General features: G+C 70.6%; 33 protein-coding genes. 10 read left to right on the top strand and 23 right to left on the bottom strand.

Annotated elements, in window-relative coordinates:
* Positions 1-30 precede the first annotated feature (30 nt).
* The 23 genes from ACWCP2_RS08765 to ACWCP2_RS08655 form a co-directional block, all read right to left on the bottom strand.
* Complete coding sequence (locus ACWCP2_RS08765) at positions 31-843, bottom strand: DUF317 domain-containing protein (protein WP_450907869.1); 813 nt, start codon at positions 841-843, stop codon at positions 31-33.
* Positions 844-845: 2 nt separating this feature from the next.
* On the bottom strand, positions 846-1,223 hold the full coding sequence (locus tag ACWCP2_RS08760) for a hypothetical protein (protein WP_450907868.1): 378 nt from the start codon (positions 1,221-1,223) through the stop codon (positions 846-848).
* Between the two features lie 37 nt (positions 1,224-1,260).
* Positions 1,261-2,070 (bottom strand): DUF317 domain-containing protein, encoded by an 810-nt coding sequence (locus tag ACWCP2_RS08755; protein WP_450907867.1) that lies wholly within the window; start codon positions 2,068-2,070, stop codon positions 1,261-1,263.
* Complete coding sequence (locus ACWCP2_RS08750; RefSeq protein WP_450907866.1) at positions 2,067-2,438, bottom strand: hypothetical protein; 372 nt, start codon at positions 2,436-2,438, stop codon at positions 2,067-2,069. The genes ACWCP2_RS08755 and ACWCP2_RS08750 overlap by 4 nt, the downstream gene beginning before the upstream one ends.
* Before the next feature lie 272 nt (positions 2,439-2,710).
* Positions 2,711-3,118, bottom strand: a complete 408-nt coding sequence (locus ACWCP2_RS08745; protein WP_450907865.1) for a hypothetical protein — start codon at positions 3,116-3,118, stop codon at positions 2,711-2,713.
* A 22-nt stretch (positions 3,119-3,140) separates the two neighbouring features.
* Entirely contained in the window at positions 3,141-3,902 is a 762-nt protein-coding gene (locus tag ACWCP2_RS08740) for a hypothetical protein (protein ID WP_450907864.1), read from the bottom strand.
* 68 nt (positions 3,903-3,970) lie between these two features.
* Entirely contained in the window at positions 3,971-4,399 is a 429-nt protein-coding gene (locus tag ACWCP2_RS08735; RefSeq protein WP_450907863.1) for a helix-turn-helix domain-containing protein, read from the bottom strand.
* Between the two features lie 27 nt (positions 4,400-4,426).
* Positions 4,427-5,098: a hypothetical protein gene (locus ACWCP2_RS08730; protein WP_450907862.1), complete on the bottom strand. Its 672-nt coding sequence runs from the start codon at positions 5,096-5,098 to the stop codon at positions 4,427-4,429.
* 8 nt (positions 5,099-5,106) lie between these two features.
* On the bottom strand, positions 5,107-5,526 hold the full coding sequence (locus ACWCP2_RS08725; RefSeq protein ID WP_450907861.1) for a hypothetical protein: 420 nt from the start codon (positions 5,524-5,526) through the stop codon (positions 5,107-5,109).
* A 114-nt stretch (positions 5,527-5,640) separates the two neighbouring features.
* The gene (locus ACWCP2_RS08720) at positions 5,641-6,138 is read right to left on the bottom strand and encodes a hypothetical protein (protein WP_450907860.1); all 498 of its coding nucleotides are present in this window, start codon (positions 6,136-6,138) and stop codon (positions 5,641-5,643) included.
* Positions 6,139-6,168: 30 nt separating this feature from the next.
* On the bottom strand, positions 6,169-7,434 hold the full coding sequence (locus ACWCP2_RS08715; RefSeq protein ID WP_450907859.1) for an MFS transporter: 1,266 nt from the start codon (positions 7,432-7,434) through the stop codon (positions 6,169-6,171).
* A 664-nt stretch (positions 7,435-8,098) separates the two neighbouring features.
* Complete coding sequence (locus tag ACWCP2_RS08710; RefSeq protein ID WP_450907858.1) at positions 8,099-8,470, bottom strand: hypothetical protein; 372 nt, start codon at positions 8,468-8,470, stop codon at positions 8,099-8,101.
* A gap of 80 nt (positions 8,471-8,550) precedes the next feature.
* Positions 8,551-8,976, bottom strand: coding sequence for a hypothetical protein (locus tag ACWCP2_RS08705; RefSeq protein ID WP_450907857.1), 426 nt, complete (start codon positions 8,974-8,976; stop codon positions 8,551-8,553).
* Positions 8,977-9,968: 992 nt separating this feature from the next.
* Complete coding sequence (locus tag ACWCP2_RS08700) at positions 9,969-10,223, bottom strand: hypothetical protein (RefSeq protein WP_450907856.1); 255 nt, start codon at positions 10,221-10,223, stop codon at positions 9,969-9,971.
* A 32-nt stretch (positions 10,224-10,255) separates the two neighbouring features.
* Positions 10,256-10,957 (bottom strand): hypothetical protein, encoded by a 702-nt coding sequence (locus tag ACWCP2_RS08695; protein WP_450907855.1) that lies wholly within the window; start codon positions 10,955-10,957, stop codon positions 10,256-10,258.
* Between the two features lie 78 nt (positions 10,958-11,035).
* Positions 11,036-11,434, bottom strand: coding sequence for a hypothetical protein (locus tag ACWCP2_RS08690; RefSeq protein WP_450907854.1), 399 nt, complete (start codon positions 11,432-11,434; stop codon positions 11,036-11,038).
* 254 nt (positions 11,435-11,688) lie between these two features.
* Positions 11,689-13,203: a VirB4 family type IV secretion system protein gene (locus ACWCP2_RS08685; RefSeq protein WP_450907853.1), complete on the bottom strand. Its 1,515-nt coding sequence runs from the start codon at positions 13,201-13,203 to the stop codon at positions 11,689-11,691.
* Positions 13,204-13,233: 30 nt separating this feature from the next.
* Positions 13,234-13,695 (bottom strand): DUF6238 family protein, encoded by a 462-nt coding sequence (locus ACWCP2_RS08680; protein ID WP_450907852.1) that lies wholly within the window; start codon positions 13,693-13,695, stop codon positions 13,234-13,236.
* A 40-nt stretch (positions 13,696-13,735) separates the two neighbouring features.
* Positions 13,736-15,205: an SCO6880 family protein gene (locus ACWCP2_RS08675; protein ID WP_450907851.1), complete on the bottom strand. Its 1,470-nt coding sequence runs from the start codon at positions 15,203-15,205 to the stop codon at positions 13,736-13,738.
* A gap of 101 nt (positions 15,206-15,306) precedes the next feature.
* Complete coding sequence (locus ACWCP2_RS08670; protein WP_450907850.1) at positions 15,307-16,665, bottom strand: SCO6881 family protein; 1,359 nt, start codon at positions 16,663-16,665, stop codon at positions 15,307-15,309.
* Positions 16,666-16,694: 29 nt separating this feature from the next.
* The gene (locus ACWCP2_RS08665; RefSeq protein WP_450907849.1) at positions 16,695-17,390 is read right to left on the bottom strand and encodes a hypothetical protein; all 696 of its coding nucleotides are present in this window, start codon (positions 17,388-17,390) and stop codon (positions 16,695-16,697) included.
* Positions 17,390-17,698, bottom strand: coding sequence for a hypothetical protein (locus tag ACWCP2_RS08660; RefSeq protein ID WP_327255400.1), 309 nt, complete (start codon positions 17,696-17,698; stop codon positions 17,390-17,392). Before ACWCP2_RS08660 ends, ACWCP2_RS08665 begins: the two co-directional genes overlap by 1 nt.
* Positions 17,699-17,846: 148 nt before the next feature.
* Positions 17,847-18,977, bottom strand: coding sequence for a C40 family peptidase (locus tag ACWCP2_RS08655; protein ID WP_450907848.1), 1,131 nt, complete (start codon positions 18,975-18,977; stop codon positions 17,847-17,849).
* A 469-nt stretch (positions 18,978-19,446) separates the two neighbouring features.
* On the opposite strand from ACWCP2_RS08655, the gene ACWCP2_RS08650 reads away from it, so the two are divergent.
* The 10 genes from ACWCP2_RS08650 to ACWCP2_RS08605 all read left to right on the top strand — a co-directional run bounded on the left by ACWCP2_RS08650 (position 19,447) and on the right by ACWCP2_RS08605 (position 25,393).
* On the top strand, positions 19,447-20,199 hold the full coding sequence (locus tag ACWCP2_RS08650; RefSeq protein ID WP_399260651.1) for a DNA-methyltransferase: 753 nt from the start codon (positions 19,447-19,449) through the stop codon (positions 20,197-20,199).
* Positions 20,200-20,344: 145 nt separating this feature from the next.
* The gene (locus ACWCP2_RS08645) at positions 20,345-20,983 is read left to right on the top strand and encodes a DUF4913 domain-containing protein (protein WP_450907847.1); all 639 of its coding nucleotides are present in this window, start codon (positions 20,345-20,347) and stop codon (positions 20,981-20,983) included.
* On the top strand, positions 20,980-21,456 hold the full coding sequence (locus ACWCP2_RS08640; RefSeq protein ID WP_450907846.1) for a hypothetical protein: 477 nt from the start codon (positions 20,980-20,982) through the stop codon (positions 21,454-21,456). The genes ACWCP2_RS08645 and ACWCP2_RS08640 overlap by 4 nt, the downstream gene beginning before the upstream one ends.
* Positions 21,453-22,064 carry a DUF3631 domain-containing protein gene (locus ACWCP2_RS08635; RefSeq protein WP_450907845.1) on the top strand — a complete coding sequence of 204 codons (612 nt, stop codon included), beginning with the start codon at positions 21,453-21,455 and terminating at the stop codon, positions 22,062-22,064. Before ACWCP2_RS08640 ends, ACWCP2_RS08635 begins: the two co-directional genes overlap by 4 nt.
* Before the next feature lie 92 nt (positions 22,065-22,156).
* A complete protein-coding gene (locus tag ACWCP2_RS08630; RefSeq protein ID WP_450907844.1) occupies positions 22,157-22,615 on the top strand; it encodes an N-acetyltransferase family protein in 459 nt (152 codons plus the stop codon).
* Complete coding sequence (locus ACWCP2_RS08625; RefSeq protein WP_450907843.1) at positions 22,566-23,249, top strand: hypothetical protein; 684 nt, start codon at positions 22,566-22,568, stop codon at positions 23,247-23,249. Before ACWCP2_RS08630 ends, ACWCP2_RS08625 begins: the two co-directional genes overlap by 50 nt.
* 24 nt (positions 23,250-23,273) lie before the next feature.
* The gene (locus ACWCP2_RS08620) at positions 23,274-23,981 is read left to right on the top strand and encodes a hypothetical protein (protein ID WP_450907842.1); all 708 of its coding nucleotides are present in this window, start codon (positions 23,274-23,276) and stop codon (positions 23,979-23,981) included.
* Positions 23,982-24,142: 161 nt separating this feature from the next.
* Positions 24,143-24,583: a hypothetical protein gene (locus tag ACWCP2_RS08615; protein WP_450907841.1), complete on the top strand. Its 441-nt coding sequence runs from the start codon at positions 24,143-24,145 to the stop codon at positions 24,581-24,583.
* Positions 24,580-24,987: a hypothetical protein gene (locus ACWCP2_RS08610; RefSeq protein ID WP_450907840.1), complete on the top strand. Its 408-nt coding sequence runs from the start codon at positions 24,580-24,582 to the stop codon at positions 24,985-24,987. Before ACWCP2_RS08615 ends, ACWCP2_RS08610 begins: the two co-directional genes overlap by 4 nt.
* Positions 24,988-25,102: 115 nt before the next feature.
* Positions 25,103-25,393, top strand: coding sequence for a hypothetical protein (locus tag ACWCP2_RS08605; protein ID WP_450907839.1), 291 nt, complete (start codon positions 25,103-25,105; stop codon positions 25,391-25,393).
* Positions 25,394-25,413: the final 20 nt, after the last annotated feature.

The following is a 25,413-nucleotide window of genomic DNA, read 5'->3' as shown; positions in this document are numbered from 1 at the left end:
ATCCTTTTGGCATTGGGTACGTCGGCGAGGTCAGCGGGAGGGGCGGGCGCCTGTCCGGTCCGCGGCAGCCGGGACAACAGCACGGGCCGCGGGGGACGCAGGGCGGGGACGGGTTAGACGGGCCTGGGCCAAACGCACCTTGTACGCGGCGAGCACCTCGCTGCCGATCGCGAATTCGGGGCCGACCGCAAGGTGGGGGCCCTCGTCGATCTCGAAGCGGCTGCGCAGAACGGCTGTCGGCGTGGAGACGGCGTCGGCGACGGAGGCCAGGAGGTGCGTGGGGGTGTCCTCGTTGAAGTAGGCCCGCCACAGCGTCCCCTCGGGGCCGTACTCGCCGTGATGGCGTGCGGCCTCGAATTCCCATCCGCAGAGGAAGGCGGAGACACGCAGCTCGGCCTGGACGATGCCGTCCGGTGAGACCAGCGTCTGGGAGCCGGCGTCGTTGGTCCTGTGCGCCCAGCCGCGGGCGGTCAGGATCTCCACGACCGTGGGCGCGGCTTCGTCAGGCGCGGGACGGATCAGGGCGTCGGTCAGGCCGGCCACGATCTCCGCGGGGGTGGTGATGCTGAAGGTTGCGGACCAGTAGCCAAGGAGGAACTCGGTGCTGATCTTCCAGGCGTAGTGATGGCTTGCGGGGTTGAGGCTGAGGTGGTGGGCGTAGTCGGGGCTGGTCATCGTGATCGACGGGTGGAGCGGGTCGGAGGTGTTCGTCCACCCGGCGGCGCGCAGGGCGTGAGTGATGTGCCGGGGGTCGCCGGGCCCGGCCAGGTAGCGGGGGCTGATTGCCGAGCCGAGCTTGTGTTCGTGGTCGGAGGCGAAGACGGCGAATTGCCGGTCGGTCACTGTCAGGACGTGCTTCCTGCCTGCCGGCTGGGAGCGGCGGCCTGCCGTTCGACCTCGGCACGGATGGCGCCCAGCTGCCAGTCGAGCTTGTTGTATTCCAGGAGGAACTCGGAGGCATCGCTGTACACGCCCCACAGGTGGTCGAGGTCCTCGGCTTCTCCGGTGAGTTCGGGCCTGCCGTAGAAGTAGCTGTTGACTTCGGCAAGCGCCTGGGAGAGGCGAGCCACTGCGCCGTCGTACTTGTCAACGAGCGGTACGAGATAGGGAAGCAAGCTGTTGGCGTCCGGGTTGCTGCGTATGTACCGGGTGAGGCGGATCAGGGTGCGGGTGACCTCCTGGACGTCGTCGGGGGTGAGGTCGGCGTAGTCGGATCCGGGCATGAAAGTCCTTACCGAAGGGGGAGCCGTAGTTCTGGGGCTAACGCCTCTGGTGTGTGCCGCCGGCCGACGCATAGGGGCTGGCGGCCGGGGCGTGCCTACCCGGGCGGGCTGCTGCCCAGGAGTTGCGGGCCCAGGTAGTGGCGCGGGCGGCGGTGATCCGTGCCTGCTGCCACGCCCCGAGCTGGGAGGGCCGTACGGAGACGGAAGTGGTGCGGACCCACTTCGTCGCGGGGATGTTCCCGCGCGGACGCATGACCGGGGTGGGGTCGGCCAGCGCGGCCGAGAAGCCTTCGACGAGGTGCATCGGGGTGGTGGGGGTGAACACGGCGTCCCAGGTCCGGCCGTGTTCCGTGCGGGCACCGGCCCACCAGTGAGCCTGGCCAGGTTCGTTCTGGTGGAACTGCAGCCAACAGTTCCGGTCAGGGGATACCGCGGTGAAGTGCTGGCCGCGCTCGGTCTCCCACCCGTGTTCCTCCAACGGAGCCCACGGGTTGGGGGCATGGGCGGAGCGCGGCTTGGTCAGGGTGTCGGTGAACCCGGCGACGACCTCCACCGGCACCGTGGTGGTGAGGGTGGCGTGCCAGGCGGCCTGGTCACCGATGGCTTGACCAGAGACGGTCCAGCCACCCGGCATGCTGTGCGGATCGAAGCCGATCCGTACGGTCCGGTCGGGGCTGTCGAAGACGATCGGCCCGCCGGTACGGGAGAGGTCCTTCCAGCCGGAGGCGCGGAGATACTCGGCCACGTACCGGAAGTCGCCGCCGCCGGCCAGGTGCCGCGGCTCGACGAGGTAGTGCTGCTCGGGCTGGTCCGCCGTCGGGCCCCAGCCTGTCCATTGCTTCTTCACCGGTGCCTCCGCGCGACGAGCGGCGAGGCGACCGGCGGGATGCCGACGACGACCGGCGGACGGGCGAGACGATGAAGGTCTTCGGTGTGCTCGGCGAGGTCGTTGCTCACAGCGGCGAGTTCGTTCGCGGCTCGGCCGATCGCCAGCCAGACCTCCGCGGGCAGCGCGCCGACGGTGGCACGGTCCCGGGCGAACCGTGAGCCAGCGGCCATCAGGTCGGTGACCTGGTCGAGGATGCCCTCGGGAGCCAGCACCTGTGCGAGTACCTGGGCGGCTTCGGCCGGTTCGGCGGAGTCCAGGTGGGCGGTCAGCCGACTGATCTCCTGGGTGATTTGGCGTACGAGCGCCTGCGGGTCGTAGAGGGTCACGTTCCTCCGGTGCGGTTGGGGCCGGCGGTGCGCCGGCGGGACTCGTGCAGGACGCCGAAGGCTCCGGTGGCCAGTACGTTGTGGCGCCCGGAGGACGAGGCGGTCACGGCACGCAGGTACCGGCGGAGCAGGAAGACGGCAAGGCGTGGGCGGCGGGCGGCGGAGATCGGCGGCGGGGTGGGCGGGGACGTCGGGATCGTGGTGCTCCGGTTGGGCGAGGAGGGGGCTGTCCCCGGCCTCAAACGCCGGGGACAGCCAGGTGAAGAGGAAGGTCAGCGGGACCGAGGGGCTGTGGGACTGGCCGGTCCGGTGGGGGGAAGAGCTGGAGGACCCGACGCCTGTGCCTGGGCCGAGCGGTGTTCGGAGATGGCCTTCGCCCAGGCGGTCACGTCGTACACGTCCGGATCGATATTGACGTCGTAGTCGGCGATGAGCACCGGGAGCATCGAGCGGGTGACCAGCCCCTTCTGCTCCTCTTCGCTCAGGCCCTGAGGTGTTTCGTGCCAGACGTAGACGGGGCCTGAGGTCTTCTCGGTCTTGCGTTCGAGGCCGGCGCTGTCGAGGAGGGCCAGCAGTTCTTCGGGGGCTCCGGTGCGGCTGACGACGTGGATCGTGTCGGGGTTGAAGGCCCGACGGTAGATCTCAACATCGGTGCCGGATTCATCGGCGACATTGCCCACGGGGACTCCTTCGGGTGGTGGGTCAGCGGCTGGGGGACGCGACGGCTGGGGCCGGGGGACGGGCGGGCCGCGATGTCGGCTTCGGCGCTGTGGGGGCGGGGCGGACCGTGACACCGACGCCGATCTGGGCCAGCCGTTGCGAGACGGCCTGGATGCGGGCGAGCTGTTGCCGGTCGCCGTAGGACGCGGGCAGCAGGAACATGCGGTGGTAGGGGTGGTACTGGAAGCCGTGGATGTAGAGGAGGCCGGTGGCTTCGGGACTGCCGGTGACGGCGCCGACGGCACCGTCCGGATACCAGGCGATGCTGACGTTCCCGGCGATCACCGCAGGTGCGGGCCGACGGGGCACCGGGTGGGCTGTGTTGTGCCGGACCTGCCGGAGTGCCGTCTCGTATCGGGGCAGCAGCCTGCGGGCGATTTGGGCCGCGGCACGGGCGGGGTCGGCGGGGATGGCGAGGCCGTTGGGTTCGGCCACCAGGTGGAAGGCGTCGTCGTGGGCTTCCGGCTGCAGGGCGCCCACCATGAACTGGCGGCGGCACAGGGGGCGATCGAAGATCAGCAGACGGGCTCCATCGCCGCGGGCGAGGACCGCCTCGTGGCCCAGGACGAAGTTCGTCGCGGCGTATCCGACGGCCCCGATGTCCCAAAGTTCTTTGGTGGTTCGGATCTGGTCGGGGTATTCGCCGTGGCGGGCGTAGGTGGTGGTCCAGGTGTCGCCGGGAAGCCGGGCGGCGAGGGCGTGGGCGAAGGCGCCGAGGTCGGTGCGGGGCGGGTTGGAAGGCATGGGGATCTCGGGAGGGTGGAGGGGAGGCGGTTCGCGCAGGACAGGTGGTGGAGCTGGGGGGGCGTGCCCTACTCGTTGTTCGGGGCGCCGGGCCACTCGTGGATGTCAGGGTGTTTGGCGAGGTAGGCGGTCAGGTGATCGCTTGCCTGCCGGTGGGTGGGTTGGGCCTGCTGGACGGCGCGTTCGGCGCGAGCCAAACCCTCGATCAGCTCTGTGGCCTTGGTGGATAGCTCTGGCGGGCTGACGAGGTCGGTGAGGGCAATCCCGAAGACCTGGGCGAATCCAATTGCCTCGTCGAGGTGGATACGCCGTTTGCCGTTCTCGATCCGCCACACCGCCGACGGGTTCATTCGGCATCCGCTGTGGTTGAGCCGGTCGGAGAGACTGGTCGTGCTCCACCCGCGGTGTCTGCGTTCGATGTTGATTTGTGCCGCGGCGTGGTTCTCGCCGAGGACATGCCCTGCGTGGGTGCTGTCTGTGGTGACGTCGCTGGCCATGCGCGAGTGCTCCGTTTCAGTGGGGGGTCATCGGGTGCGCCGGGCGGATGTCGGTGGTGGCGGTGCTGGTGGGCACGAGCAGGTGACGGAGGCTTCCGCTTCCAGGGGGTCGACTCCGGTGCATGCGGGGCGAAGCGGGTGGGCGGTGTGCCGGTCGGCCAGCAGGTTTCGGTAGGCGCCCACCTCGGTGGTGATGACCGAGAGCTGATCGGCGAGGTGGCGGATCCGGTTGGCGTGAGCCGGGTCGGCTTCGTCTCCGAGCCCTTGCAGGAAGTCGGCCGTGGAGTGGAGAACCTCGGCCACGGCGGGCAGGATCCCGTCGTCGGGCGCCACCAGCTCGGTGATCGCGGCGGTGGCCCACTCGCTGTGTTGGGCAACCCGAATGTGCTCCGCGAGTCCGGCGACCTGGGCGCCCAGCGTGAGGTCGTGCATGGCACGGACGTCGGAGGCGAAGTCGGGGTCGTGCTGCGGGGCATATCCGACGGCCTTGAGCAGGGCGACGGCGCGTCGGGCCCGACGGACTTGTTCGTCCGGCTCCAGGCCCCGGGGAAGCCGGTGGTACCGGTCGTGGCCTCGGTGGATGGGGATGAAGCCGCTGCGTTCAAGGAGGGACTCGGCTTCGGCGTCGCCTCCGCGGGCGAGGACTTCGTCGGAGTGCGGATCGCGGCCGATATGGACGATGCGGGTGGTCAGGGGCATGGCGCTGGCTACCTGCGGCCCGAGCTGTCGGCGACGTGGACGAGCTGGTCGAGGGCGGTCAGGGTGTACCAGCCGCAGTCGACGGCGGTGCTGTCCGCGTTGGCCCTGCGCACCATGAGCCTTTCCATGGCACGCAGGTAAATGAGGCAGTCGGCGCAGCGGCGGTTGAGATGGACGAGATAGCGGGGGTGTGCGGTGACGAACGTGTGCTGACCGCCGTTGGGGTCACGCAGCCGCCAGCCGTCCTCGTTGGTGGGTGTGTGCCAGGACGGGGTGACGACGGTCATGGAGTCCCCCCAGAGCTCGTCGCCCGCGATCCCCTTTAGGACCACGACGCGGTCGCCCGGGGCGAAGTGCCGGTGGGTGATGTCCCGGTCAGGGGTGAGGGTGTCGGCCGGAGCAGTGGGACGGGGAGCGGCTTCGGGCACGGAGGATTCCTTCCACGTGAACGCGGCAGAGACGGCGGTGGGGATGACTTCAATGGTCCGGAGAATCCGGGATTTACGAATTCACGGATACCGTGATAGCTGTCGCGTAATTCGTCACCGGAATGGATTCTCGGTACCGCGGTCGTCGTCACCTGCGGCGTCGAGGAGTTCGGGAACGTCCACACCGTCGGCGTCACGCTGGTCGATCCACCAGCCGGCGCGGGTCACGGACCGGATCTTCTCCTCCAGGGCCGCCCAATCGGCGTCATCCCAGGTGCCTTCGACAACGAGAGCGGTATAGGCGGTGGTGACCAGCTGGTGCCGACTGCGCTCGCCCCACTCCAGGGCACGCTCGGGCCCGTCGAGCGGCGGCATGTCGAACTGCTCGGCCCACTCCTTCGCGGCGGCCTGCTCTGCAGCCCGCCGGGCGGCGAGCCACTCCTCGCGGCTGAGGTTGTCGCTGGTACGGCTCGCCCTCCAGCAGTCGGTGCAGTCGCGGCCGGAAAGCCATCGGGCGAATCCCGCACGCCGGTCGGCGGGGCGGTCGGAGAGATTGTGATCGACCTCGTGCCCGCAGGCGTGAGTGACGGTCCAGGTAGTACGTACGGCCATGAAGAGGTGTTTCTCCTTGCGGGGATGAGGTCAGTTGTGGGCGGCACGGGCCCGGGTTCGCCGGTGCCGGCCCCGGCGGCGCGACGCGCCAGCGGGGGCGAGACGTCGGCGGGCAGCCGTGAGGAACGACAGCGACACGGCGGCGCCGACGGCAGGAAGCGCTGCTCCGGCGAGCGGGTGCGCTGCGAGAGCGCCGGCGAGCGCGGTGCCCGCGGCCTGGCCGACGCCGACGGAGAGGATCAGCCACGCGTACGCCTCAGTGGTGCGCGTCGGCGGGGCGAGCGAGTCCACGGTCATGAAGGCACAGCTGACGACCACCGTGAGGAACAGCCCCGGTACCGCGACGGCTGCGACGGCAGCGCGCGGGCCGGGCAGGGTGAGCAGCGGCAGCCATCCGGTGAGGAAGCACGCGGCACCGACGAGGAGCTGCGCCGCACTCGAGCCAGGCCAGACACGGCGCCCGTAGAGCAGGCCCCCGAGGAAGCTGCCCGTAGAGAACGCGGCGGGGATCGCACCGGACAGCAGCTCCATGTGGTGGCCGGCCGCCATCGCGACGGACCACACGTTCATGGCGCCGATGGCGCAGCCGGTACCGGCGAGGGCCAGGTGCAGCATCAACAGCCCTGGGGACAGCAGGCGTCCGTGGGCTTCGCCGCCGCGGGATGTCGGTGGGCGCCAGAGTCGGGACGGCGGCGCGGTGAGGACAATGACGGTGCCCAGCAGCCCGAGCACGGCCGTGGTGACGAGCGCGAGGCCGGGACCGCGGGCGGCGGCGAGGGCGGTCACCAGCAGGGGGCCGACGATGTAGAGCAGCCCCTGGGTGCCGGTGTCGAGGCTGACAGCGATGCGCCGCCGGCCCGGATCGGCCAGGACAGCCGGCCACAGGGCACGCAGACCGGCTTCCAGCGGCGGTGTACACAGGCCGGCCACACCCACTACCGCGGTGACGACCGCGGGATGCCCACTCGCGTCGATCACCGGAAGGGCCAGCAGGCTGGAGGAATTGAGGATCACTGCCGGTCCGGAGACGCGGGTCTGACCGAATCGGTCCATCAGCCTCCCCTTGACGGGCTGGCTCAGCCCGGACGCCAGTCCGTACAGGGCGCTGAGCATCCCTGCGAAGGCCAGGGAACCGCCAACGCCCGTGATCCACAGGGCAAGTCCGACGGGAACCATGCCGTTGGGCAGGCGCCCAATGAGGGTGCCACCGAGCAGACGGGCAACGTGCCGACTGCCCAGTACCGCACCGTAGGTGGCGCGCGGCCGCGGGACGGACGGGGGATCGGTCAGGGACAACAGGGGAAGGGCTTTCCGTCGGAGGCATACGGGAACGGTGGCGGTGCGGCGCCGCAGGCTGGGCGGACCTGTCGGCGCCGCACAGGGTCAGTCGGAGTGGGGCTCGCCGGGAGCGAAGGCGAAGGGCTCGCGCGCCTCGCTTACCTGCCGCGCCCGGTCGCTGACGTGGCGGGGGCCGGCCGAGGGACCGCGGGTGTCGATGCCGCGGGCGCGCACGGCAGCGTGGTGTGCGGCGTGTCTCGCTGTGGGGAACGGGAGTTGGCGGCCTGCGCGATACGCGAGCGGTGTTCGTGAAGGGTGGCCGTCCGCTGCTGGTGCGGCGGGTCCGGTGTGAGCTCTGGGTCGAGGGCGAAGTCGGCCTGCACACGCAGGCCCAAGGCGCGTATTGCTGCTACGGCTTGCCGGGCGCGGCGGCGGCCGTCCTGCACCGGCTCGGTGAGCCGGTGCAGGTTGGTTCCCGGAACGGGTTCGAACTGGACGCGGTCCAGGACCCAGTTCTTGAGATGGTCGGTCAGGGGCCGGCCGGAGGCGGCGACGAACCCGTGCTCTTCGTGCCAGCCGATGTACAGGTGGGGCGGGTCCGCAGGCAGGGGGCGGTCCTTTCAGTGCAAGGTGTGGGTGAAGTCCTCGGTCGCAAGCCGAGCTGGGCTGTGGCTTGCGACGGTCAGGCCGGGGCCGGTCCTGGGTGCGCGGCGGCGAGCTGGTCGACGCCCAGCTGGAACGCGAGCCGGTCGGCGACGTCGAGGAGTTCGCTCGTGCGGCGGTAGCGGTCACCGAGGGCGCGCTGACCATGGCCGTCGCACCACGCACCGGCAGCGCGCAGGAAGTCACGCAGGGCCAGCAGCGCACCGCCCTCGGAGCCGATGACCGTGTCGGTGACGACGTGGAACTGCGCGGCGGTCTCGGCGTTCGCGAGCGCCTGGGTCCAGGGCAGCAGGCTCTGTCCCGGACCCGGCAGGTCCAGGGCCGCCAGGTAGTCGGCCGCCTCCAGACGGGCAGTGCGCCGCAGGTCGCTGCTGCCGGGTACGGCCGCCATCGGCGGCTGCTCCCCCTGCACGTCGAGGCCTCGGTCTTCGCCGGTGGTCGGGTCGGGCGCCTTCCGGAGAGGTCGGGTGCTCACCGGCGGGTCGCCGACTTCGTGGCCTGCGCGCGGGGTTCGGCTTTGCGGACCGTCGTGGTGGGTGCCTGGCTGCGACTGGCAGGGCGTGTGCGCCAGCGTTCGGGGTCGTCGGTGAACGGGGTGAGCGGGTCCACGTCCCAGCCGACGACGAGACCGCGAGGCCCGTTCTGGAGGCTGGCGACCTCGACTCCCTCTGGACGCAGGACATACGCCCAGCTCAGCCAGCTTTCCTGGGCGGATACTTCGTCGAAGGTCATCCGCTGGACGGGGCTGCCGTCCAGCGTGACCAGGCCGGTCGTCGGGCGGCACGCGTCGTACCCGTTGCCCAGGCGCTGCTGTACGGGTTCCGGCGCGTCGGTGAGGAGGTCCGCGCCGAGGTGGTCCCAGCTGACCTCGGGGGAGTCCACAAGGAAGCGGGCCATCGCTTCAATGTCGCCCTTGAACCGGAACTGGTGGGCGGCGAGGAGAAGCGGCAGGTGATGGGTGGGGTAGCCGTCCCAGTGGACGTAAATGCCCTCGAAGCCGGTCGGGGTCGGTCGGGCGATGCAGGATCGGGTGGCCAGAACAATCTCCTGATACGGGATGGATGAGGCAGTCGGCGGACGGACCGAGGGCCGGCCCTGGCCGAGCGGATGCCTAGAGAAGCGGGCCGCCGGGGCTCTCCCCACCGCGAAGCCGCGGGGGAGGGCCGGGCGGCGGGGGAGTACGGCTGCCGGGCGGTGTGTTGAGCGGGGTCCCGGTCACGACGACGATGTCGAAGCGGTGGACTTGCAGGCGCAGGACGGCCTGCTGGATGACGGGCTCGGGATGCCGCTCCGCGTACCTGAGTCGGCACAGACCGGTTGCGGGATCCAGCGCCCACCGGCCGTCGGAGTGGAGCAGGGCCCTCACGGCCGTCGGCGCAACCGTATTCAGCAAGGGCTGTCCGTCGTCGCCTCGCCCGATCACGATCTTGTCGTGCTCCCGGAACCGGGTGGTGCGGGCCACCACCATCGCGGCCGTGCGGTACGGGCGCAGAAGACGACGACGGACGTCGGCCGCCGCCCGGACGGGGTCTCCCGTTACGCCGATCGCGGGTGGAGGCTGGACGCCACCGTGCTCGAAGACACCGGGGGGAGCACGGCGGAGACGATGAAACTGTCCAGGTCCGGTGTCCGGGGGAGAACGTAGAGCTGCAGGCCATGGGGGTGAGTGAGGACGGCCCGGTGCAGGTGCGGGAAGGACTCCAGCGTTCGGTGCAAGCTGCCGCCGGCCATGTCCCAGACCCGGCCTTCGGCCGGGTCACGACCGGAGGGGGTCCACCGCCCCACCGCAGTCCAGCCCGGTCCCAGCCCGGTGGCGAGCCGGTCAGCGAACCCGGTCACGAGCGCGTGCCGGTCGGAAGGCCCGAGCCCGCGGCCCGGCCGGCCCGTTCTCACTCATCCGCCTTGGGCCGGGGGTGGTGCACGTGCGCGACGGCGTGCCCACGGGAGTGCAGGGCGTGCACCGCCTCGTGGACGAGGTGCTCCTGCTGCTCGACGGGCAGCGTGTGCGCGGCCGTGTACCCGTGGAGTCGGGAGCAGTACGTGAACCCCCTGGACCAGAGGAGCTGCTGGACCGGGTCGGCCCGGGGGTGGTCCAGGGGTCCGGCGGTGTGCTGGCCGATGTGAATGCTCACGGGGTGGTACACGGAGTGGGGAATCCTTTCTGCAATGTTCCTGGTCAACGGCGCTTCGGGGCGGCGCTGCTGGCGGTGACGGGTTGGGTGGGCGGTAGCGCCGCGGGTGCAGGGCGGGGCAGGAGCTGGCGCCGCAGTTCGGCGCGCCCGGTGAACTCGGTCGCCGCCGTCAGCGAGGTCTCTGCGGCCTGTCCGAGTTCGCGCCGGCCGTCGGCGTGGTGGAAGACGATGCGCCACTGGAGGTGCTCGGCGAGGCGCCCGCTGGATCCGGCCGCGATGGCCGTGGCAGCGGAGAAGTGCTGCACAGCGGAAGCGGCGTGCGCGGCAGCAGCCGAGAGGGGAACGAGCACAGCGGTCGTCAGGGCTGGGGGAAGTCCGGGTGCCGCGAGGAGGGCTGAAACCGCGCGCTGGGTGGTGGCGGCAAGCCCCTGGGCGTGGCGGGCCTGGTCGAGAAGGGCCGGGCCGAGCGGGTTCTCGGGGACGTGCCCGGCTTCGTCCAGCAACGTGAGCTCGTTCTTCGCGCGGAGGAAGTCCTCCGCCAGGACCTCAAGCCGGGATGGCCAGGTCTGCTCGTCTGGTGCCGGGTTGATGTCCCAGGAGAAGTCGTACTCGTCGTCGGAGTCGATAAGGCCGTTCTCCAGCTGGGCCTCGCGGTCGACGACCTGCGCGAGGACCGTGTTCTCCTCGGCCTGGCACTGCCGGTAGTCGGCCCATTCCTCCTCGGTCAGCTCAGGAGGGCGCTGCATAGGGGAGCTCCTTCGAACGCGGCGATTTCGTGCGGCTGTTGGCGTACGGCCTTGGGGATCGGTGGTGGGGGGACCTGTTCACCGGTGCTTGGCCTGTGATGACGTGGCGCGCGGTATGAGGTCCGGCGTTGGCCTGGCGGGGCCGTGACTCAACTGCGTCGTTTGGGTGGCCATCGGCTTCGAGTCCGGCCGCTTCGGGGGAGTGCGCTTGCGGAGGTGCGCCAGGTGCGCGTCGACCGCAGTGATGAAGCGGGCCACGTGGGTGCTGGCCTGGGAGTCGGGATGCGATCTGGAGTCGTAGAGGACCGTCATCGAGGAGTGGTCCACGGCGGGGGTTTCGTAGGTGACCAGCCATCCGCCGTCAGATCCGATGATGACCACGGCGTCTTGGTCGGGAGGCCAGGCGTAGACGATCCAGTCATCCAGGCCGAAGTCGACGTCGCAGGTCAGTCCGCGTTCCCGCAGCGGGGTCGTCAACTGCTCGAACCTGGCCCAGGCCCGAAGCCACTGGGGATCGCGGATGTGTCGGTGATCGGGCAGGGGGGCCAGGCCGGAGGTGAGCCTGGTAGTGGGCGGCGTGTCCAAGTCAAACGGCTCCGGTAGGCGTCATGGGCGGGGCTATGGGGTGCGGCTTGGGGGATGGAGAGAACTCGTCGGCTGGGCTCGGCTCGGCCACGACGAGGCGAGCGGCTGTCGGTGCTTCAGGAATCGCGAACCCACGGGTCGAGAACTCAGTGCATTCGGGAGTCCGTGTCGAACAGCTTCTGTTCGGCGGGGTGGAGGAGGTGCTGGACGATGAACGACCTTCCGGCGACGCGCCACAGCCCGCGGCCTCGGTTGAGGTGGGATATGGCCTGCATTTCGACGGAGGTGAGTCCGAGGAGGTCGGCCGCGGCGTGGAGTTGGTCGTTCTCCTGGCGGTAGATGATGCGGGTGGAGCAGTCCGCGAGAAGGCCTTCGGCGAGGGCCCGTCCGCGTGATCCGGCGTCGCCCGCGGTCAGCAGGTCGGACAGGCGGTGGATGACCATCAAGTTCGCGATGCCGAGCCCGCGGGACAGCTTCCACTGAGCCTGCATCCGCTCCAGCAGCCCCGCGTGCCTCATCAATCTCCACGCCTCGTCGTAGACCACCCAGCGCCGTCCGCCTGCGGGGTCCGTCAGCGCGGACTCCATCCAGGCCGAAGCACAGGTCATGGCCAGTACCAGCGCGGTGTCGTCGCCGGATCCGCCCAGGCGTGAGAGGTCGATGGTCAGCATCGGGCTGGTGGGGTCGAAGCGGATGGTCGACTGGGCGTCGAACATGCCGGACAGGTCGCCGTTGACGAGCCGGCGCAGGGCGTGGGCGAGGTCGCGAGCCGCGTCGCCGAGGTGGCCGGACATGGTGCCGCCGGCCTGGTCGAGTAGCTCGGGCTGGTTGAGGGTGTGGGCGATATCGCCCAGCAGCGGGGTGCGGCCGACCGCGGCGGCGGCCTGGACGACCGCGTCGAGCGCGACGTCGAGCGCCGTGTGCTCCATCGGCTTCAGGTCCCGGCCGAGCACGGTGCGGGCGAGGGAGCCGAGCAGCAGCAGGCGTCGCTTGCGGACCTCGACCGCCCAGTCGGCCTCGGCCACACCATCGGGCCGGGGCGCGGCGTCGAGCGGGTTCAGCTTGCCGGGAAGCCCCGGGCCCAGCGCGATCGACGTGCCACCGAGGGCCGCAGCGACCGGGGTCCACTCGCCCTTGGGGTCGCAGGGGACGTACACCCTGTAGCCGAAGGCGACGGAGCGCAGGGCGAAGGATTTGGCCAGGGCGCTCTTCCCCTGGCCGATCACGCCGGCCAAGAGGATGTTGGGGTTGGTGAATCCCTCGACGCGCCCGTACAGGGTGAAGGGGTCGAAGGTGAAGCTCGCCTCGGCGTGGACGTCGCGGCCGATGTAGATGCCTTCGGCGCCGAGCCCGCCTTCGGCGAGGAAGGGGTACGCGCCGCTGGCGGTGGCGGTGGTCATGCGGTGAGCGGGAAGGCGCAGCCGGGTGCCGCGTGCGGAGGCGGCGCCGGGGCGGCCGTAGGCCGGGTACACCGGGAGCGGCATGTGCGCTTCGGCGGGCTCCTGGCCGGAGGGGTGGGCGGCGGCGGTTTCGCGGGCCTTGGCCTGGGCTTCGGCTAGCTGCTTGCGGGCTGCTTTGCGGGTGGCGCGGTCGGTTCCGTGCGGGGTGAACAGGGGGGAGGCGCTGGCGCGGCGGGCTCGGCGTGCGGGCCGGTGGTTCATCGGGGCGGCCTTAGGTCGGGTGTGGGCAGGTCATCGTCCGCAGTGGGTGGTGTGGCCGCGCAGGTCGGCGGGGGTGGTCTTGCGGCGGATGGCGTGGCCGGTTGCGAGGTGGCGGTGGCAGATGGTCAGCACGGGCGGGCCGTCGGGGAGCCGGTCCGGCCGGCACGCGGCTTCGTCGCCGGAGGAATCCGGCGGGAGGGTGTGGAAGGCGTCGTGGACTTCGGCGCTTGCCTGCCACAGCCGGGTGTGAGCGGTGGCGAGGTGGCGTCCTGCCGCGGGCCAGCTGTTGCGGGTGGTGTCGGAGAGCTGGTCGAGGAACTGGTGGAGCGTGGTGAGGTGGGCGTGGAGGACGTCAAGGTGGGCGCGGTCCGCAGGCGTCTTCGGGCGGGGCCGGTCGGGCTGGGGCGTGAGACTGCGGGTGTGGTGGCGGATGCCGGCGGTGGCGGCGCGCAGGTAGGGGTGCGCGTCGGTGGTGGGGGTGTGGGGTGTCACGGGATCCTTCCTGCCGGGGCAGGGTCAGCGGCCTTGTCGGCTACAGGGCGGTGCGGGCCAGGGGCAGTGCGGCCAGGGCGAAGGCGTCGGGCTGCTGGCAGATGAGGCGGCGCAGGTCGACCTGGGCGGTCACCGCGGCGGTTTCGATCTGTGCGCAGGCGGAGTCGAGGAGGGCGTCGGTCTCCGCGGTCACGGTGATCAGTCCGGTCAGGGCCACGTCTGCGTGGCCGGCGATCAGCTGCCGCTCCCGGTCCTTCACGTCGGCGTACTCGACGTTGTCCTCTTCGCTGTCGACCATGCCCTTGCGGCGCCGCTCGGCGGCGTCCGAGATGATCGTGGCCTTGCGGCGCTGGACATCGCGCAGGGCGGCGGACAGGGCTTGCGGGGCGTAGATGAGGGAGAAGCTGCGTCGGACGCCGGCGCTGAACAGGAGGCCGTGGAGGAAGCCGGCCGAGGTTTCGGTCCTGGGCCAGTTTTCGACCCAGTAGGTGGCGTGGCGGGCGGTGTCCGTGGCGAGGCGGTCGCTCTCCTCGATCTGGACCACGGGGCCCGCGGCGGTGGGGTCGGCCTCGGCGCGGCCGGACTCGGACCACTGCTGGAGTGCGGAGAGGGCCTTGGGGTCGTAGGCGGTCCGTATGACCGCGGAGATTTCGCGGGCGGTCAGCCAGCCGGTGACCGTCAGCCCGGAGTTCCGCGCGGCCTGGGCGACTGAGCTGGTGGTCTGCGCCATCACGGTGAAGGCTCCGGGCAGGCCGCCGCCGGCCTGCGAGATCAGCCGCTTGGCGGCCTTGAGGTCCAGGGAGATCGCGATGTACGACTCGTGGGGGGCGGCGGCCGGGCCTGCGGAGGCGACCAGGTCGGCGTACACCTGCCCGGCGACGGGGGTGTCGGCGCGGCCGTGGGTGCTCCAGTGGCGGGCGAGGCCGTCGCCGGAATCGGGCACGGTCCGTTCCAGGACCTGGACGGTGGCGACGTGTCCGCTGCGGGCGATGCTGGCCAGGGCCCGGCCCCAGTTGGCGACGTTGGCGTTCTGTGTGGACGGGTCGAGCAGTGCGAAGGCCCTGCTGGTGACGCGGGCGACGGCGGTCAGCGTCTGCTGGTGCGGATCGTGGATGGCCGATGCCTGTGAGCCTTCGGGGGTGACGACGCGCAGCGCCGCTGCCGAGCCGGGCAGGTGGAGCAGGCCGTCGATGCGGGGGCGGGAGACGGCGCGGGCCAGCCACAGGGTCTGGCCGGTACGGCGACGGTGGATGTAACGGGTGATGATCGGCGCCCAGTCGATGAGCGAGCGTCCGCTGTGCCGTATGAAGGCCAGGGCCGCGATGGCGGCCCACAGCGGGACGAGGGCGAAGGCGCCGGCGAGGCCGGTGGTCACGACCGTGACCAGGAGCAGCGCCAAGGCCACGGAAACCAGGATCAGCTGGGGGAAGGACAGGCCGAGGAGGATGCCGCGGCGCGAGCGAAGAGGGAACTTCACTGTCAGCGGGGGAGTCAGGGTCAGATCAGACAAGGGGCGGGCCGTTCGAGGTGCGGGCGGGCAGCGGGTGGAACCGTGGGACGCGCCGGAGCGAACGCGTCGCGTCCCACGGGGATGGGGTCAGCGGGCGGCGGTCAGGGACCGGCGGGCGGCGGCGCCGCTGACGCCGAACCACTGGCCGAAGTGCCCTCGGAGGAAGACGAGTTCCCCTGAGGCGGCGGGGCGCTGCTGCCGCGTTCGCCCCACTGGCCGCCGCCTGAGGCGGAGGAGCCGGTGTCGCCGGGCTGGCCGGATGGACCGCCGACCTGGCCGCTGGTGTCCTGCTGCGCGCTGGTCGGAGGCGGCTGCGCCGCCTTCTTCAGAGCGTCCATCGCGGGGGACATTCCGCCGCCCTGCCCGTCCTGCCCGCCCTGGTCGCCGCCGCCGGTGGAGTGCGAGGCGATGTCGCCGGGGAATCCGCCTCCCGCGTCGGGGCCCTGCGGGGCAGCGCCTGCTCCGGCTGCTGCTCCTCCGGTACCCGCGGTCGCGGCCATCGCGGCTCCCTTGCGGGCTGCGTTCTCCGCGTGCTGCCGTGCGACCTGTCCTCCCGCGCCACCGGCACGGTGGATCGACTCGCCGCCGTCGGTGCTCTCAGCGGCCCAGTGGACGAACTTGAAGCAGGCGTACGGGCACAACAGGACGAGGCACATGATGACGACGCCGGCCATGACGTCGGCGAGGGCGGCGGTTCCGTCCTTGGCGTCGGTCCTACCGAGGGCGGAGATGCCCAGCAGAAAGATCACGGTCATCAGGAGTTTGGAGACGACCAGGGTGGCGGTGGCCTCGATCCAGCCGCGCCGCCAGCGGCGAGCGACCTCCCAGCCGCCACCGGCACCGGCGAACACGGCCAGGGTGACCAGGACCAAGATGCCCACCTTGCGTACGAGCATCACGCACCAGAACATGAAGGCCCCGACGGCGGCTCCGAGGCCGACGATGCCGGGCACCATCCACCCGAGTCCGGCCAGACCGCCGATCTGGGACACCTTGATGCTGCGCCGGACGGCTTCCTTCATCGATGTGCCCGCGGCGGCGAAGAGGCCGTCGCTCAGGGCATCGACGACCTCGATGGCGACGGTGGTCAGGGCGATGGCGCCAAACGCGAAGATCACGCCCGAGGCGGTGCCGGTGAACGCCTGGCGCAGGGCCTCGCCGTCGCGGCGGAAGGCGGCGCGAACAAGCTGGGCGCACATCGTTGCGACGAGGACGACCAAGCCGATCGGCAGCAACATCTCGTAGTTCTCGCGGAACCATGTGGCGTTGAGGTCGACCTTGGTGGTGGTGTCGATGGCGTCGGCTGCCAGGTCGGCGGCTGCGGCAGCGAGTTCGCCGATGCTCTTGGCGATCCAGTTGCCTATGCCCTCGGTGATCGCCTTGCCGGGGTTGTTCGCGAAGTCGATGACGTCGGCAGCCGTGCACAACTTGTTGGCCAGGGGCAGGTCGCAGAAGCCCACAGGGGTCTACCTCCTCTCGTGGGTGGGGGTCAGGGCAGGACGCTCGGGGCGATGGCGACCAGGGAGCAGTCCGTCTTGGGCCGGCACTGCACGGCGAGGGTGGCCGTGCGGTCCTCGGCTCCGGCCCCGCCGCCGTTCCAGGTGATCTGCTGCTTGCCGGTGACCGTGACCACGTAGATGTACGCCTGGGTCAGTGCGGCGGGGTCGTCGGCGAGTGCTTGCTTGAAGGAGCTGGGGAAGTGCGCCTCGCTGATCAGGGCGGTGGCGTGCTGGCCGTTGTCGTGCATCCGCGACCACAGGACGGGGTCGGGGATCTGGGCCTGGACGCCGGTCCAGTCGGCGTACTGGCTCTCGCGGGTGACCCAGGCACGGAGGCCTTCCAGCTGCTGGGCGTGCGTGGTGGTGCGGGTGTCGTACGTCCACAGCACCTGGGCTGCGGCCTTTGCGTAGACGAGCGGATCAGCGATCTGCGGGGGCTCGGCCACTCCGCCCGTCCCGCCGGTCGGCGGGTTGGGGGAGGACGGGCCGGGAGAGCTGGTTGCGGGAGCTGGGGTGCTGGTCCGGTCCGCGGTGTCGTTGCCGCCGGTCCACCACGCGGCGAGGCCGGCGAGGGTCACGAGCGCGGTGAGGCCGACGACGAGGACGGTGATGCGCCGGTTGGACGACCAGTGCCCGGTGTGCAGGTACATCCGGGGGCGGGCCCGTGTGCGGGATCGTTTCGCCACTACTTGACCTGCGATCCCAGGGCGGAGAAGAACATGACGATGCCGTTGGCGGCGCCGAGACCGAGGGCCGCGCCGGCGCTGACAACCGCACCCTTCTTGCCGGTCGCCTCGGAGTTGTGACCTCCGGTGAAGTGCCCCCATGCCCACACGGCGAGGGAGACGGCGAGGGCGCCGACGACGGCGATGATCCCGTACAGGTTGATCGAGGAGACGACGCTCTTGAGGACCGAAAGGCCCGGAAGGCCGCCTTCGTTGGGGGTGATGCCCGGGTCGTAGGCAAGGGTGATGAGTCGGTCGATGGACGACATGGGTGTGCTGGACTCCTTGCAGGCAACGGCGGTTGGCCGGCGCGGGTGGCGCGAGAAGGGGGAAGGGCGCGGCGAAGGCGCGCGAGGGCAGCGCGAGGCCGCGGGAGATCCGGCCGGAAGGCCGGGAGGGGGAAGCCGCAGGCGGCGGCTAGGAAGCGGGGACCATCCGCTGGACGGCAATGATGGTGCCCAGGCTGGCCTGGGTGACGATCCGGACGGGCTTACCTGTCCGGGGTGCCTCGATCGCCAAGGGGGTGCCCTTGGCGGTGCCTATGGCCATGGCCACGTGCTCGGGGCCGGACGGGCCGGGGCGGGTGAACAGCAGGTCACCGGGCCGGATCGCGGATACCGGTACCGGGTCGCCTTCCTTGACCTGGGTGTACGTGGTGCGCGTGAGGGTGATTCCGGCGGCCTTGTAGGACTGCTGGGTCAGGCTGGAGCAGTCGCACCGGCCCATCGGGTCCGGGCCGCGGGAATTCGTGCAGGTCCCGCCCCACTGGTACATCGTTCCGAGCTGGCCCATCGACCAGCGGATCGCGGTGCGGACCTTCTCGGGTGCGTCCTTGGGGATCTCGTACCCGTCCGGGACGGCGCCCTCGGGGATCGGTCCGAGGTCGCCGCCTCCGGTGCATCCGCCGGTTGCCGGTGGCTGGGTGCCGCCGGTCCCGGGATTGCCATTGCCGCCGGGGAGGGTCTTGACGATTGCCTTCTGCAGGGCACGGGCGAGCGGTTCCCACTGTGCGTACGCGCCCGGGAAGCCGCTGAGCTGGACTGCCTGGGCGGCCTGGGTGATGGTCATCTGCTCCCACCCGTGCACCTTCAGCAGCCCGTTGTAGAACTTGGTGGCGGCGTAGACCGGGTCGCGGATCTGCTCGGGGGTGCCCCAGCCCTGGCTGGGCCGCTGCTGGAACAGCCCGAGCGAGTCCCGGTCGCCGCCGTTCAGGTTGCGCAGGCGGCTCTCCTGGATGGCCGTGGCCAGGGCCACAACCTGTCCGCGTTCGGGGACATGGAGGGAGATGCCGGTGGCGACGATGGTCTTGGCGTGCGGGATCTGCTCGGCGGGCAGCTCCAGGCCTTCGACGTGTACGTCCTGGCTGGTGCCGCCCTTGCCGCCGAGGATGGCCTCGACGGCCTTCGCGACCGCGGCCGTGTCGAGGCCTTTGCCTGTGGAGCAGTTGGAGGACCGTCCGGCGGAACCGGCTGCGGCGACGGCCGCGGTACCGGCGAGCAGGACGGGGGAGAGACAGGCGACGCCGATGATGGCGGCTATCGATTTCAATCCGGCCCGCCGGGCGGCGTATCAGCGCCGCAGCGCAGTCCACGGGACGGATTCAGGCATGGGTGTGCCACGGTGATGGGTCCTTGAAGTGAGGGCCGGCCGCAGGACTGGCATGCGACGGAAAGGGCCTTCGGCCGGCTGGTAGGTGATCAACAGCGAGGGACCGCAGGTCGAGTTGCTGCTCGACGGGGGTCCGCGCAGGTGTCAGGTGATGCTGGGCATGAGGGATCTCCGGCAGGGGAGGGGATGTCCCATCCGGGTTTCCCGGCGGGTCTTCCAAAACCCTAGGGCCGGAATCGGGAATGCCGAAATAGTGATCGGCGCCGAGGTGATTCCCGGATCGTGCCCTAGGCTCCTGCCCATCCCCGACGTTCCCTCCCTGCCCGCGGATTCTGCGAATCCGTGTGAGGCCGAGGTCTGTCTGAATGCCGGTCGGGGCCCACCCTCACCTACCGAAATACGGTTCCCCTTGCCCTTTTCCCTCCACGAGGGCGACGCGCTCAGCGTGCTCGCCACTCTTCCCGATGCCTGCGTGGACTCCGTCATCACCGACCCGCCGTACAACAGCGGTGGCCGGACGGCGAAGGAGAGGACCACGCGCACCGCGCGGCAGAAGTACACGTCCAACGATGCCGGCCACACCCTTCCGGACTTCACGGGCGAGAACATGGACCAGCGGTCGTACGGCTTCTGGCTGACGCAGATCATGACCGAGGCACATCGCCTGACGAAGCCCACGGGTACGGCGCTGCTGTTCACTGACTGGCGACAGCTGCCGGTGACCACCGATGCGATCCAGGCGGCCGGATGGCTCTGGCGCGGCATCCTGACCTGGCACAAGCCGCAGGCCAGGCCGCAGAAGGGCCGCTTCCGCCAGGACTGCGAGTACATCGTGTGGGCGTCCAAGGGGCCGATGGACAACTCCCGGGCCATCTACCTCCCGGGCCTGTACAGCGCCTCGCAGCCCTCCGGCGCGGAGCGGAAGCACATCACGCAGAAGCCCGTCTCGGTGATGCGTGAGCTGGTGAAGATCTGCCCGGAGCAGGGCACGGTCCTCGACTTCTGCACCGGATCCGGCTCCACCGGCGTGGCCGCGCTCCTGGAGGGCCGCTCCTTCATCGGCGTCGAGAAGACCCCCGAGTACAGCAAGATCGCCGCCGACCGGCTCACCGAGACGCTGACGCAGACCCTCACGCAGGGCGACTGCACGCTGGCGGCCTGATAGCCGACGGGCTGGTGGCGGATCAGTGCCGCCGCCAGCCCGTCGGCTTCCTATCAGCACTTCCGTGAATTCGGAATTCACGGATTCTCCGCATCGTTGAACGCACCTTCCCTACGCGCCCCGTGCGGTTTCAAAGGAGTTTCCCGTGCCCGAATCCATAGACCCTCACGACGAGGGTCAGCTGGAGCCGATCCGAATGGCCGATGGCGACCTGGAGGACCTGGAGGCCTCGGTCCGCAAGCTGATGGAGCAGTCGGCCGACCAGGCCCGGCTGCTCGACAGCCTCGCGGCCGACCCGATGCCGGCCTCGCCCTTCGCCGGGTTCCCGGCGATGCCGGCCAGATCCAGCATGCCGATGATGCCGCCCCCGCCGCCGGAGCCCCGGTTCATCCTCACCCTCGACGGCGAGGACTTCGACACCGAACTGGACGGCCTGACCGACTGGGTGCAGCGCATCTTCCTCGGCGTGTACGGCTCGGAGATCACCACCGCCACGCCGTGGTGCCACGAGTGGCAAGAACACCTGGACGTGGTGGGCTGGCTGCACGCGCTGTGGCTGGCATGGGGCCAGCACATGGACCCCGAGGCCGGGCCCTCCGGCCCCGCCGTGTGGCACCGGGACTTCCTCACCCACACCGTCGCGGCGGTCCGCGCCCCTGGCGGCCCGCTCTCGGCATGCACAACCGACCCTGAACGGCGCTCCCACCGGCTTCTGCCGCGCCCCGACGCACCGCTCCTGCCGACCTCGGAGGACGGACGCGCCTTCCCCGGCGAGACGGAATGAACACGCCGCCCCAGTACGGGCTGTCGTTCGACCCGCGCGCCCTGAACGACCTTCTGGCCGCTCCCGGCGACATCAGAGACCTTGCCCTGGCCCACCTCCAGGACGCGGTCACCGGCGTACGCCAGGGCGCCAAACTCACCGGCGACCTGTCCGGATTCCGCAAGAGCTACGTCGACCACCGTGCCGAATGGCGGATGGTCTACGCCCTGCGCGCCGCCCCGGCCGGTGCCACGCACCCCACCGAGGTCTACGTCGTGGCCATCCGCCCACGCGATGGCTACGACGTGTACGACACCGTGGCAGCCCGCCTCGGCCGGGAACGCCGCCCCCTGAGCGCCCTCGCCCACGCGGCCCGCTCCCGCTCCCCGCACACGACCGTGCACGCCGCGAGCCCGTTGCCCGTACCAGCGACGCGGCCCGGCATCCCTCAACCCGCCCCGATCGTCCCGCCCACGAGAGGCATCTCCCGTTGACTGTCCCCTCCCAGCACGCCCTCCTGACCCCCTTCATCGACGGAATCATCGAAGGTCTCCTCGACATCCTCGACGAGGACCGATGCGGGCGAGAGGCCTGCTGTGCCGACCGCCCGGAGGCCGCCCCCGGCAGCCTGTACTCCGGCTGCGCCCGCGGTTCCGGCACTGCGGCACCACGTCCGTCCAGCTGCGCCTGCCGAACCACGCTCCTGGAGCTGCTGGACGTGTTCCGGTCCACGGAGCCCCCGACGGGCGCCGCAGCCCCGTCCCTGTGCTGCTCGGACCAGACGGTGAGCCGCTCCAGTAGTGCAGCCGAGAGCGTCGGCGCTACGACCTCTTCGCGTCTGGTCGTGGAATGCCTCAACGCCTTCGGCCGACGGGGCAATCCGCAGGCCATGGCCTCCATGGACCTGGTCGCCGAGCTGACGGGCGTACCGGGCGTGGCAGGCAAGGGCTGGAGGTACGCCGACATCACTCCCGTGCGCCTGGCGAAGCTGCTGGCCCCGTACGACATCCATCCGCGGAACACGGATCTCTCCGACGGCCGGCGGCGCAAGGCCTACTCGCGCCATGCTCTCGCACGGGCCCTGCACAGCCAGCCGCTCTGAGCGCCGCGTTCGCCACCTGCTCGATCCACCGGGCCGGTCCCGAAGACTGGGACGCGGTCAAGGCCTTCCTCCTGCGGTGCAGCGAGCAGTCGATGCACCGCAGGTGGGGGAGGCTCCGGATCTGCCGACCGGACTTCGAGCGCCTGCTGCGCGCCTCGGACAACTGGACCGCCAGCGCGCCCGGCGACGGGGTGATCGCCCTGGTCTCCATCGGACGCCTCCAGCACAGCCCCGGCGTCGTCGACCTCGGCGTACAAGTCGCCGACCACCTCCACCGCCGCGGTATCGGCACGGGGATGGTCCGCTTCGCCGCCCGGCATGCGCTGGCCGGCGGAGCCCACACCCTGAGCGTCTACACCGGGCAGGCCAACGCCCAGATGTTGGGCCTCCTTCGCCGCCTGGGTCCTGCCTCCACGTTGCGTGACGGCAGCCACACCGAACTCCGGCTGTCGCTGTCCGAGGTCACCAGCCACTCCAGTCCCACCCCCGACGAGGACTTCCATGCCCCCAGCCACACGGCTCGGCGTCCGCAAGGCCCTGACCGGTCTTGACGACCGCATCGAAGCCGCGACCGGAACCACGGTCGACGCACTGTGGGAACACCACGACCGCGGCCTGCTCGACGAGCCGGTCGCACGCCTGGTGCGGGCGCACCGCGCCCTGGCCAAGGCGCACACCGACCTCGCCTTCCACCGAACCCTCCTTCAGCGCCTGGCCAGCGGCGAGTTCGAACTCGATGCCGCCCTGCTGGCCCGAGTCGACCGGGTAGTCGGCCAGATCAAGGAGGCCGTGGCCGTGCGGGACACCCTGCACGCCGAGGCCGTCACAGCCCTGGAGCCGGTCGAACGAAACGCCCCAACGGCACGTCCCGACGTGTCCGCCCCGGACTACGCCGCCCTGCTGGCCATCGCCCGCGGCGCCAAGCTCCACCAGCACCTGCTGACCGGCCGCCTGTCCGTCGCCACGGAATCCGGCGCCAGGATCACGCAGTACGTCCTTGAGCGGCTCGAACAGGCCGACCTTGTCGTCCGCGACACCTCACACCCCCTCCACGCCGGCCAGCCCGTCCTCCTCACCGAGGTCGGCCGCGCCGTACTCGCGGGAGCCCGTGCACCGCGCTCAGCATCGACCGGTTCGTCCTACGTCGCGGCGGCGGAAATCCGCAGGAACCGCCAGCTGCGATAACCAATCCGAGAGAGATCCGATTGAGTGTCACCATCCAAGGACAGCCCCGACTTTCGGCTCGACGGCTATGAAGCGGCCAGCGACGAGGTCGAGGAACACTTCTACGGCCGTATCGAGGCCGACGAGGACATGCTGACGGTGCTGGCCGAACATCACTCGGCCGACGCCCGCCACAGCTTCCACGTCCTGCACGATGGGACCGCCACCTGGGGGTTTCCCGGCGAGCCGCAGATCATCGCCCTGCACATCGCCCGCGACCCCGGCGAGAGAACCTTCACGTTCGAGCACGCCATGCTGCCTCTGCCGGCCATGGCCCAGTCCTGGCTCGTGTCCCGGGGCTGCCCGCGCGAAGGGATCCGCCTGCCGCCGGGCATGGGGACCGCGTCCGCCGACGAGGCGACCACCGCGCTGCAGGAGCGACTCGTCGGCGACGGCCATCGCTTCGCCCTGGTCGACAGCTACACCAACGACAGCTCGAACCGGCCCCAGATCACGGCTTTGCTTCGAGCCCTCGACGACAAGGACGCCCACCCCTTCCGGGTTCTGGTGGAAGAGGCAGACCTCACTCAGTTCACCCACACCTTGCGCGAAGTCGGATTCCCCACCTATGACGCCGCCGAGTCGTATTTCAACGACCCAGACGGTGTTCGGCAGAATCCGTCAACAACGCCAGCGCCCCAACGTGCCGTTCCCGCGCCACCCGCCAGCGGAGCAGCTCCCCGCCGCCGTTGACCTTCCGGCTTCCAGCGGAGTGGGCGGACCGGGCAAGGCCTTTTACCAGCGGATCCGTGAATTCGGAATTCACGGATTCTGCGGATTCTGGAACCAGCACTTCGCGCTGTGCGCGCCGGATGTGCGGCCACCCCGCCCACCTTGTACGAGAGGAGTCTTCTGTGCCCGATGGCGAGCAGGATGTGCTGGAGTTCTTCGCCCAGAGCATCGAAACGACGTTCCAGCGGACGCTGCCGGACCTCGCCCGCGACCAGGGCCGGTCCCGTCCGGGAGCTGCGGAAGCACTCCGCTGGTACGGACGGCTGGCCGCCGCGCAGGACAGGCTGCACCAGGCCGAGGACGACCTCGTCGTGGCCCTCGGCGCCGAGCCCGGGGAACTCACCCCCCGGCAGTGGGAGCTTGCCCACCGCGTGAACACTGCGGTCGTGGAACGCGACGTCCCCGCCGTCATCCTGAAGGCGCTGCTCGACACCGTCATGGCGGACACGCCTGAGCGCGGCCCCCGGCCGAACACAGTGGCCGCCCGCCGGATTCAGACTCCCGCCGTCGCGGCGGCCCAACCGCACAGTGTCGGCAGTGGAGTTCATGGGCGGGCTCGATGAAGCCGACCACACAGGACCAGGCGATCGAGTCGGCCTTCGGACACCCGGTCGGCCTCCTGCACCAGCGCGCCACATTAGGCCTTGCGGAGCCCGCCTTGCACCGCGTGATGGAACTCAGGGCCTTCCTCGCCGTCGCCGAGGAACATCTCGTCCGGATCCGTGACCGCGTGCACCAGTCCACCGCTCCGCAAGCGGACCTCGGCGAGCTGAACCCGGACGACCTGCGGATGGACGCCCAATGGCTGGACGCCGCAGTGGACGCGCGGACGGGACTGCTGTCCGCGCTCACCAACATCCTCACCTCCATGCCGGCAGCCGGACCCGAACGGCACCACCTCCGGCCACCGCCCCCGACGGTCCGGCCCGCCCACGCTGTCGCCCCGGCGCCGATCCGTCACTCGTGAAGGAGAAGCACTGCCCCACGACACCTCCGACGCCCTCCGTGACCGCATTGAATCCCTCTACGGCAAGCCCCTGAACGACCTTGTGCGCCATGCCGAAGGGGCCTCCACAACAACCTTGCTCGGCGGTCTTCTCGGCATCCACGCCGACCTCGTCTTCGCCGAACGGAACATCGACTTCCAACTGGACCGCCTGCGCCAGTTCACCAGCGAAGGCCGAGAGATCGGCCCCTTCGCCGCCGGCCACATCCTCGACTGCGCCCAGCGGCTGAGCCAGTCCGTCACCGCCCGCGACGCCCACACCAAGGCCCTCACGGCCGCGTTGCAGGGCCTTCGCCGCAACGAATCGCCCGCCGCCACGGTGCCCGCCCCCGCCGCACGCACCGCACCGGCCGCGCGCACTCACTGACACCGTCCCGCACCCCTGGA

It is taken from the genome of Streptomyces sp. NPDC002104 (genome assembly GCF_053593795.1).
The sequence above is the reverse complement of the archived record's forward strand: the minus strand, read 5'-3'. Positions and strand labels throughout refer to the sequence as shown.

What these genes read in the sequence shown, in the direction of transcription:
- ACWCP2_RS08720 (WP_450907860.1), bottom strand. Translation starts at nt 6,138, where the DNA reads ATGGCCGTACGTACTACCTGGACCGTCACTCACGCCTGCGGGCACGAG.
- ACWCP2_RS08625 (WP_450907843.1), top strand. Translation starts at nt 22,566, where the DNA reads ATGCCCCCAGCCACACGGCTCGGCGTCCGCAAGGCCCTGACCGGTCTT.
- ACWCP2_RS08640 (WP_450907846.1), top strand. Translation starts at nt 20,980, where the DNA reads ATGAACACGCCGCCCCAGTACGGGCTGTCGTTCGACCCGCGCGCCCTG.
- ACWCP2_RS08630 (WP_450907844.1), top strand. Translation starts at nt 22,157, where the DNA reads ATGCACCGCAGGTGGGGGAGGCTCCGGATCTGCCGACCGGACTTCGAG.
- ACWCP2_RS08740 (WP_450907864.1), bottom strand. Translation starts at nt 3,902, where the DNA reads ATGCCTTCCAACCCGCCCCGCACCGACCTCGGCGCCTTCGCCCACGCC.
- ACWCP2_RS08660 (WP_327255400.1), bottom strand. Translation starts at nt 17,698, where the DNA reads ATGTCGTCCATCGACCGACTCATCACCCTTGCCTACGACCCGGGCATC.
- ACWCP2_RS08735 (WP_450907863.1), bottom strand. Translation starts at nt 4,399, where the DNA reads ATGGCCAGCGACGTCACCACAGACAGCACCCACGCAGGGCATGTCCTC.
- ACWCP2_RS08730 (WP_450907862.1), bottom strand. Translation starts at nt 5,098, where the DNA reads ATGCCCCTGACCACCCGCATCGTCCATATCGGCCGCGATCCGCACTCC.
- ACWCP2_RS08760 (WP_450907868.1), bottom strand. Translation starts at nt 1,223, where the DNA reads ATGCCCGGATCCGACTACGCCGACCTCACCCCCGACGACGTCCAGGAG.
- ACWCP2_RS08710 (WP_450907858.1), bottom strand. Translation starts at nt 8,470, where the DNA reads ATGGCGGCCGTACCCGGCAGCAGCGACCTGCGGCGCACTGCCCGTCTG.
- ACWCP2_RS08705 (WP_450907857.1), bottom strand. Translation starts at nt 8,976, where the DNA reads ATGGCCCGCTTCCTTGTGGACTCCCCCGAGGTCAGCTGGGACCACCTC.
- ACWCP2_RS08685 (WP_450907853.1), bottom strand. Translation starts at nt 13,203, where the DNA reads ATGAACCACCGGCCCGCACGCCGAGCCCGCCGCGCCAGCGCCTCCCCC.
- ACWCP2_RS08695 (WP_450907855.1), bottom strand. Translation starts at nt 10,957, where the DNA reads ATGCAGCGCCCTCCTGAGCTGACCGAGGAGGAATGGGCCGACTACCGG.
- ACWCP2_RS08610 (WP_450907840.1), top strand. Translation starts at nt 24,580, where the DNA reads ATGAAGCCGACCACACAGGACCAGGCGATCGAGTCGGCCTTCGGACAC.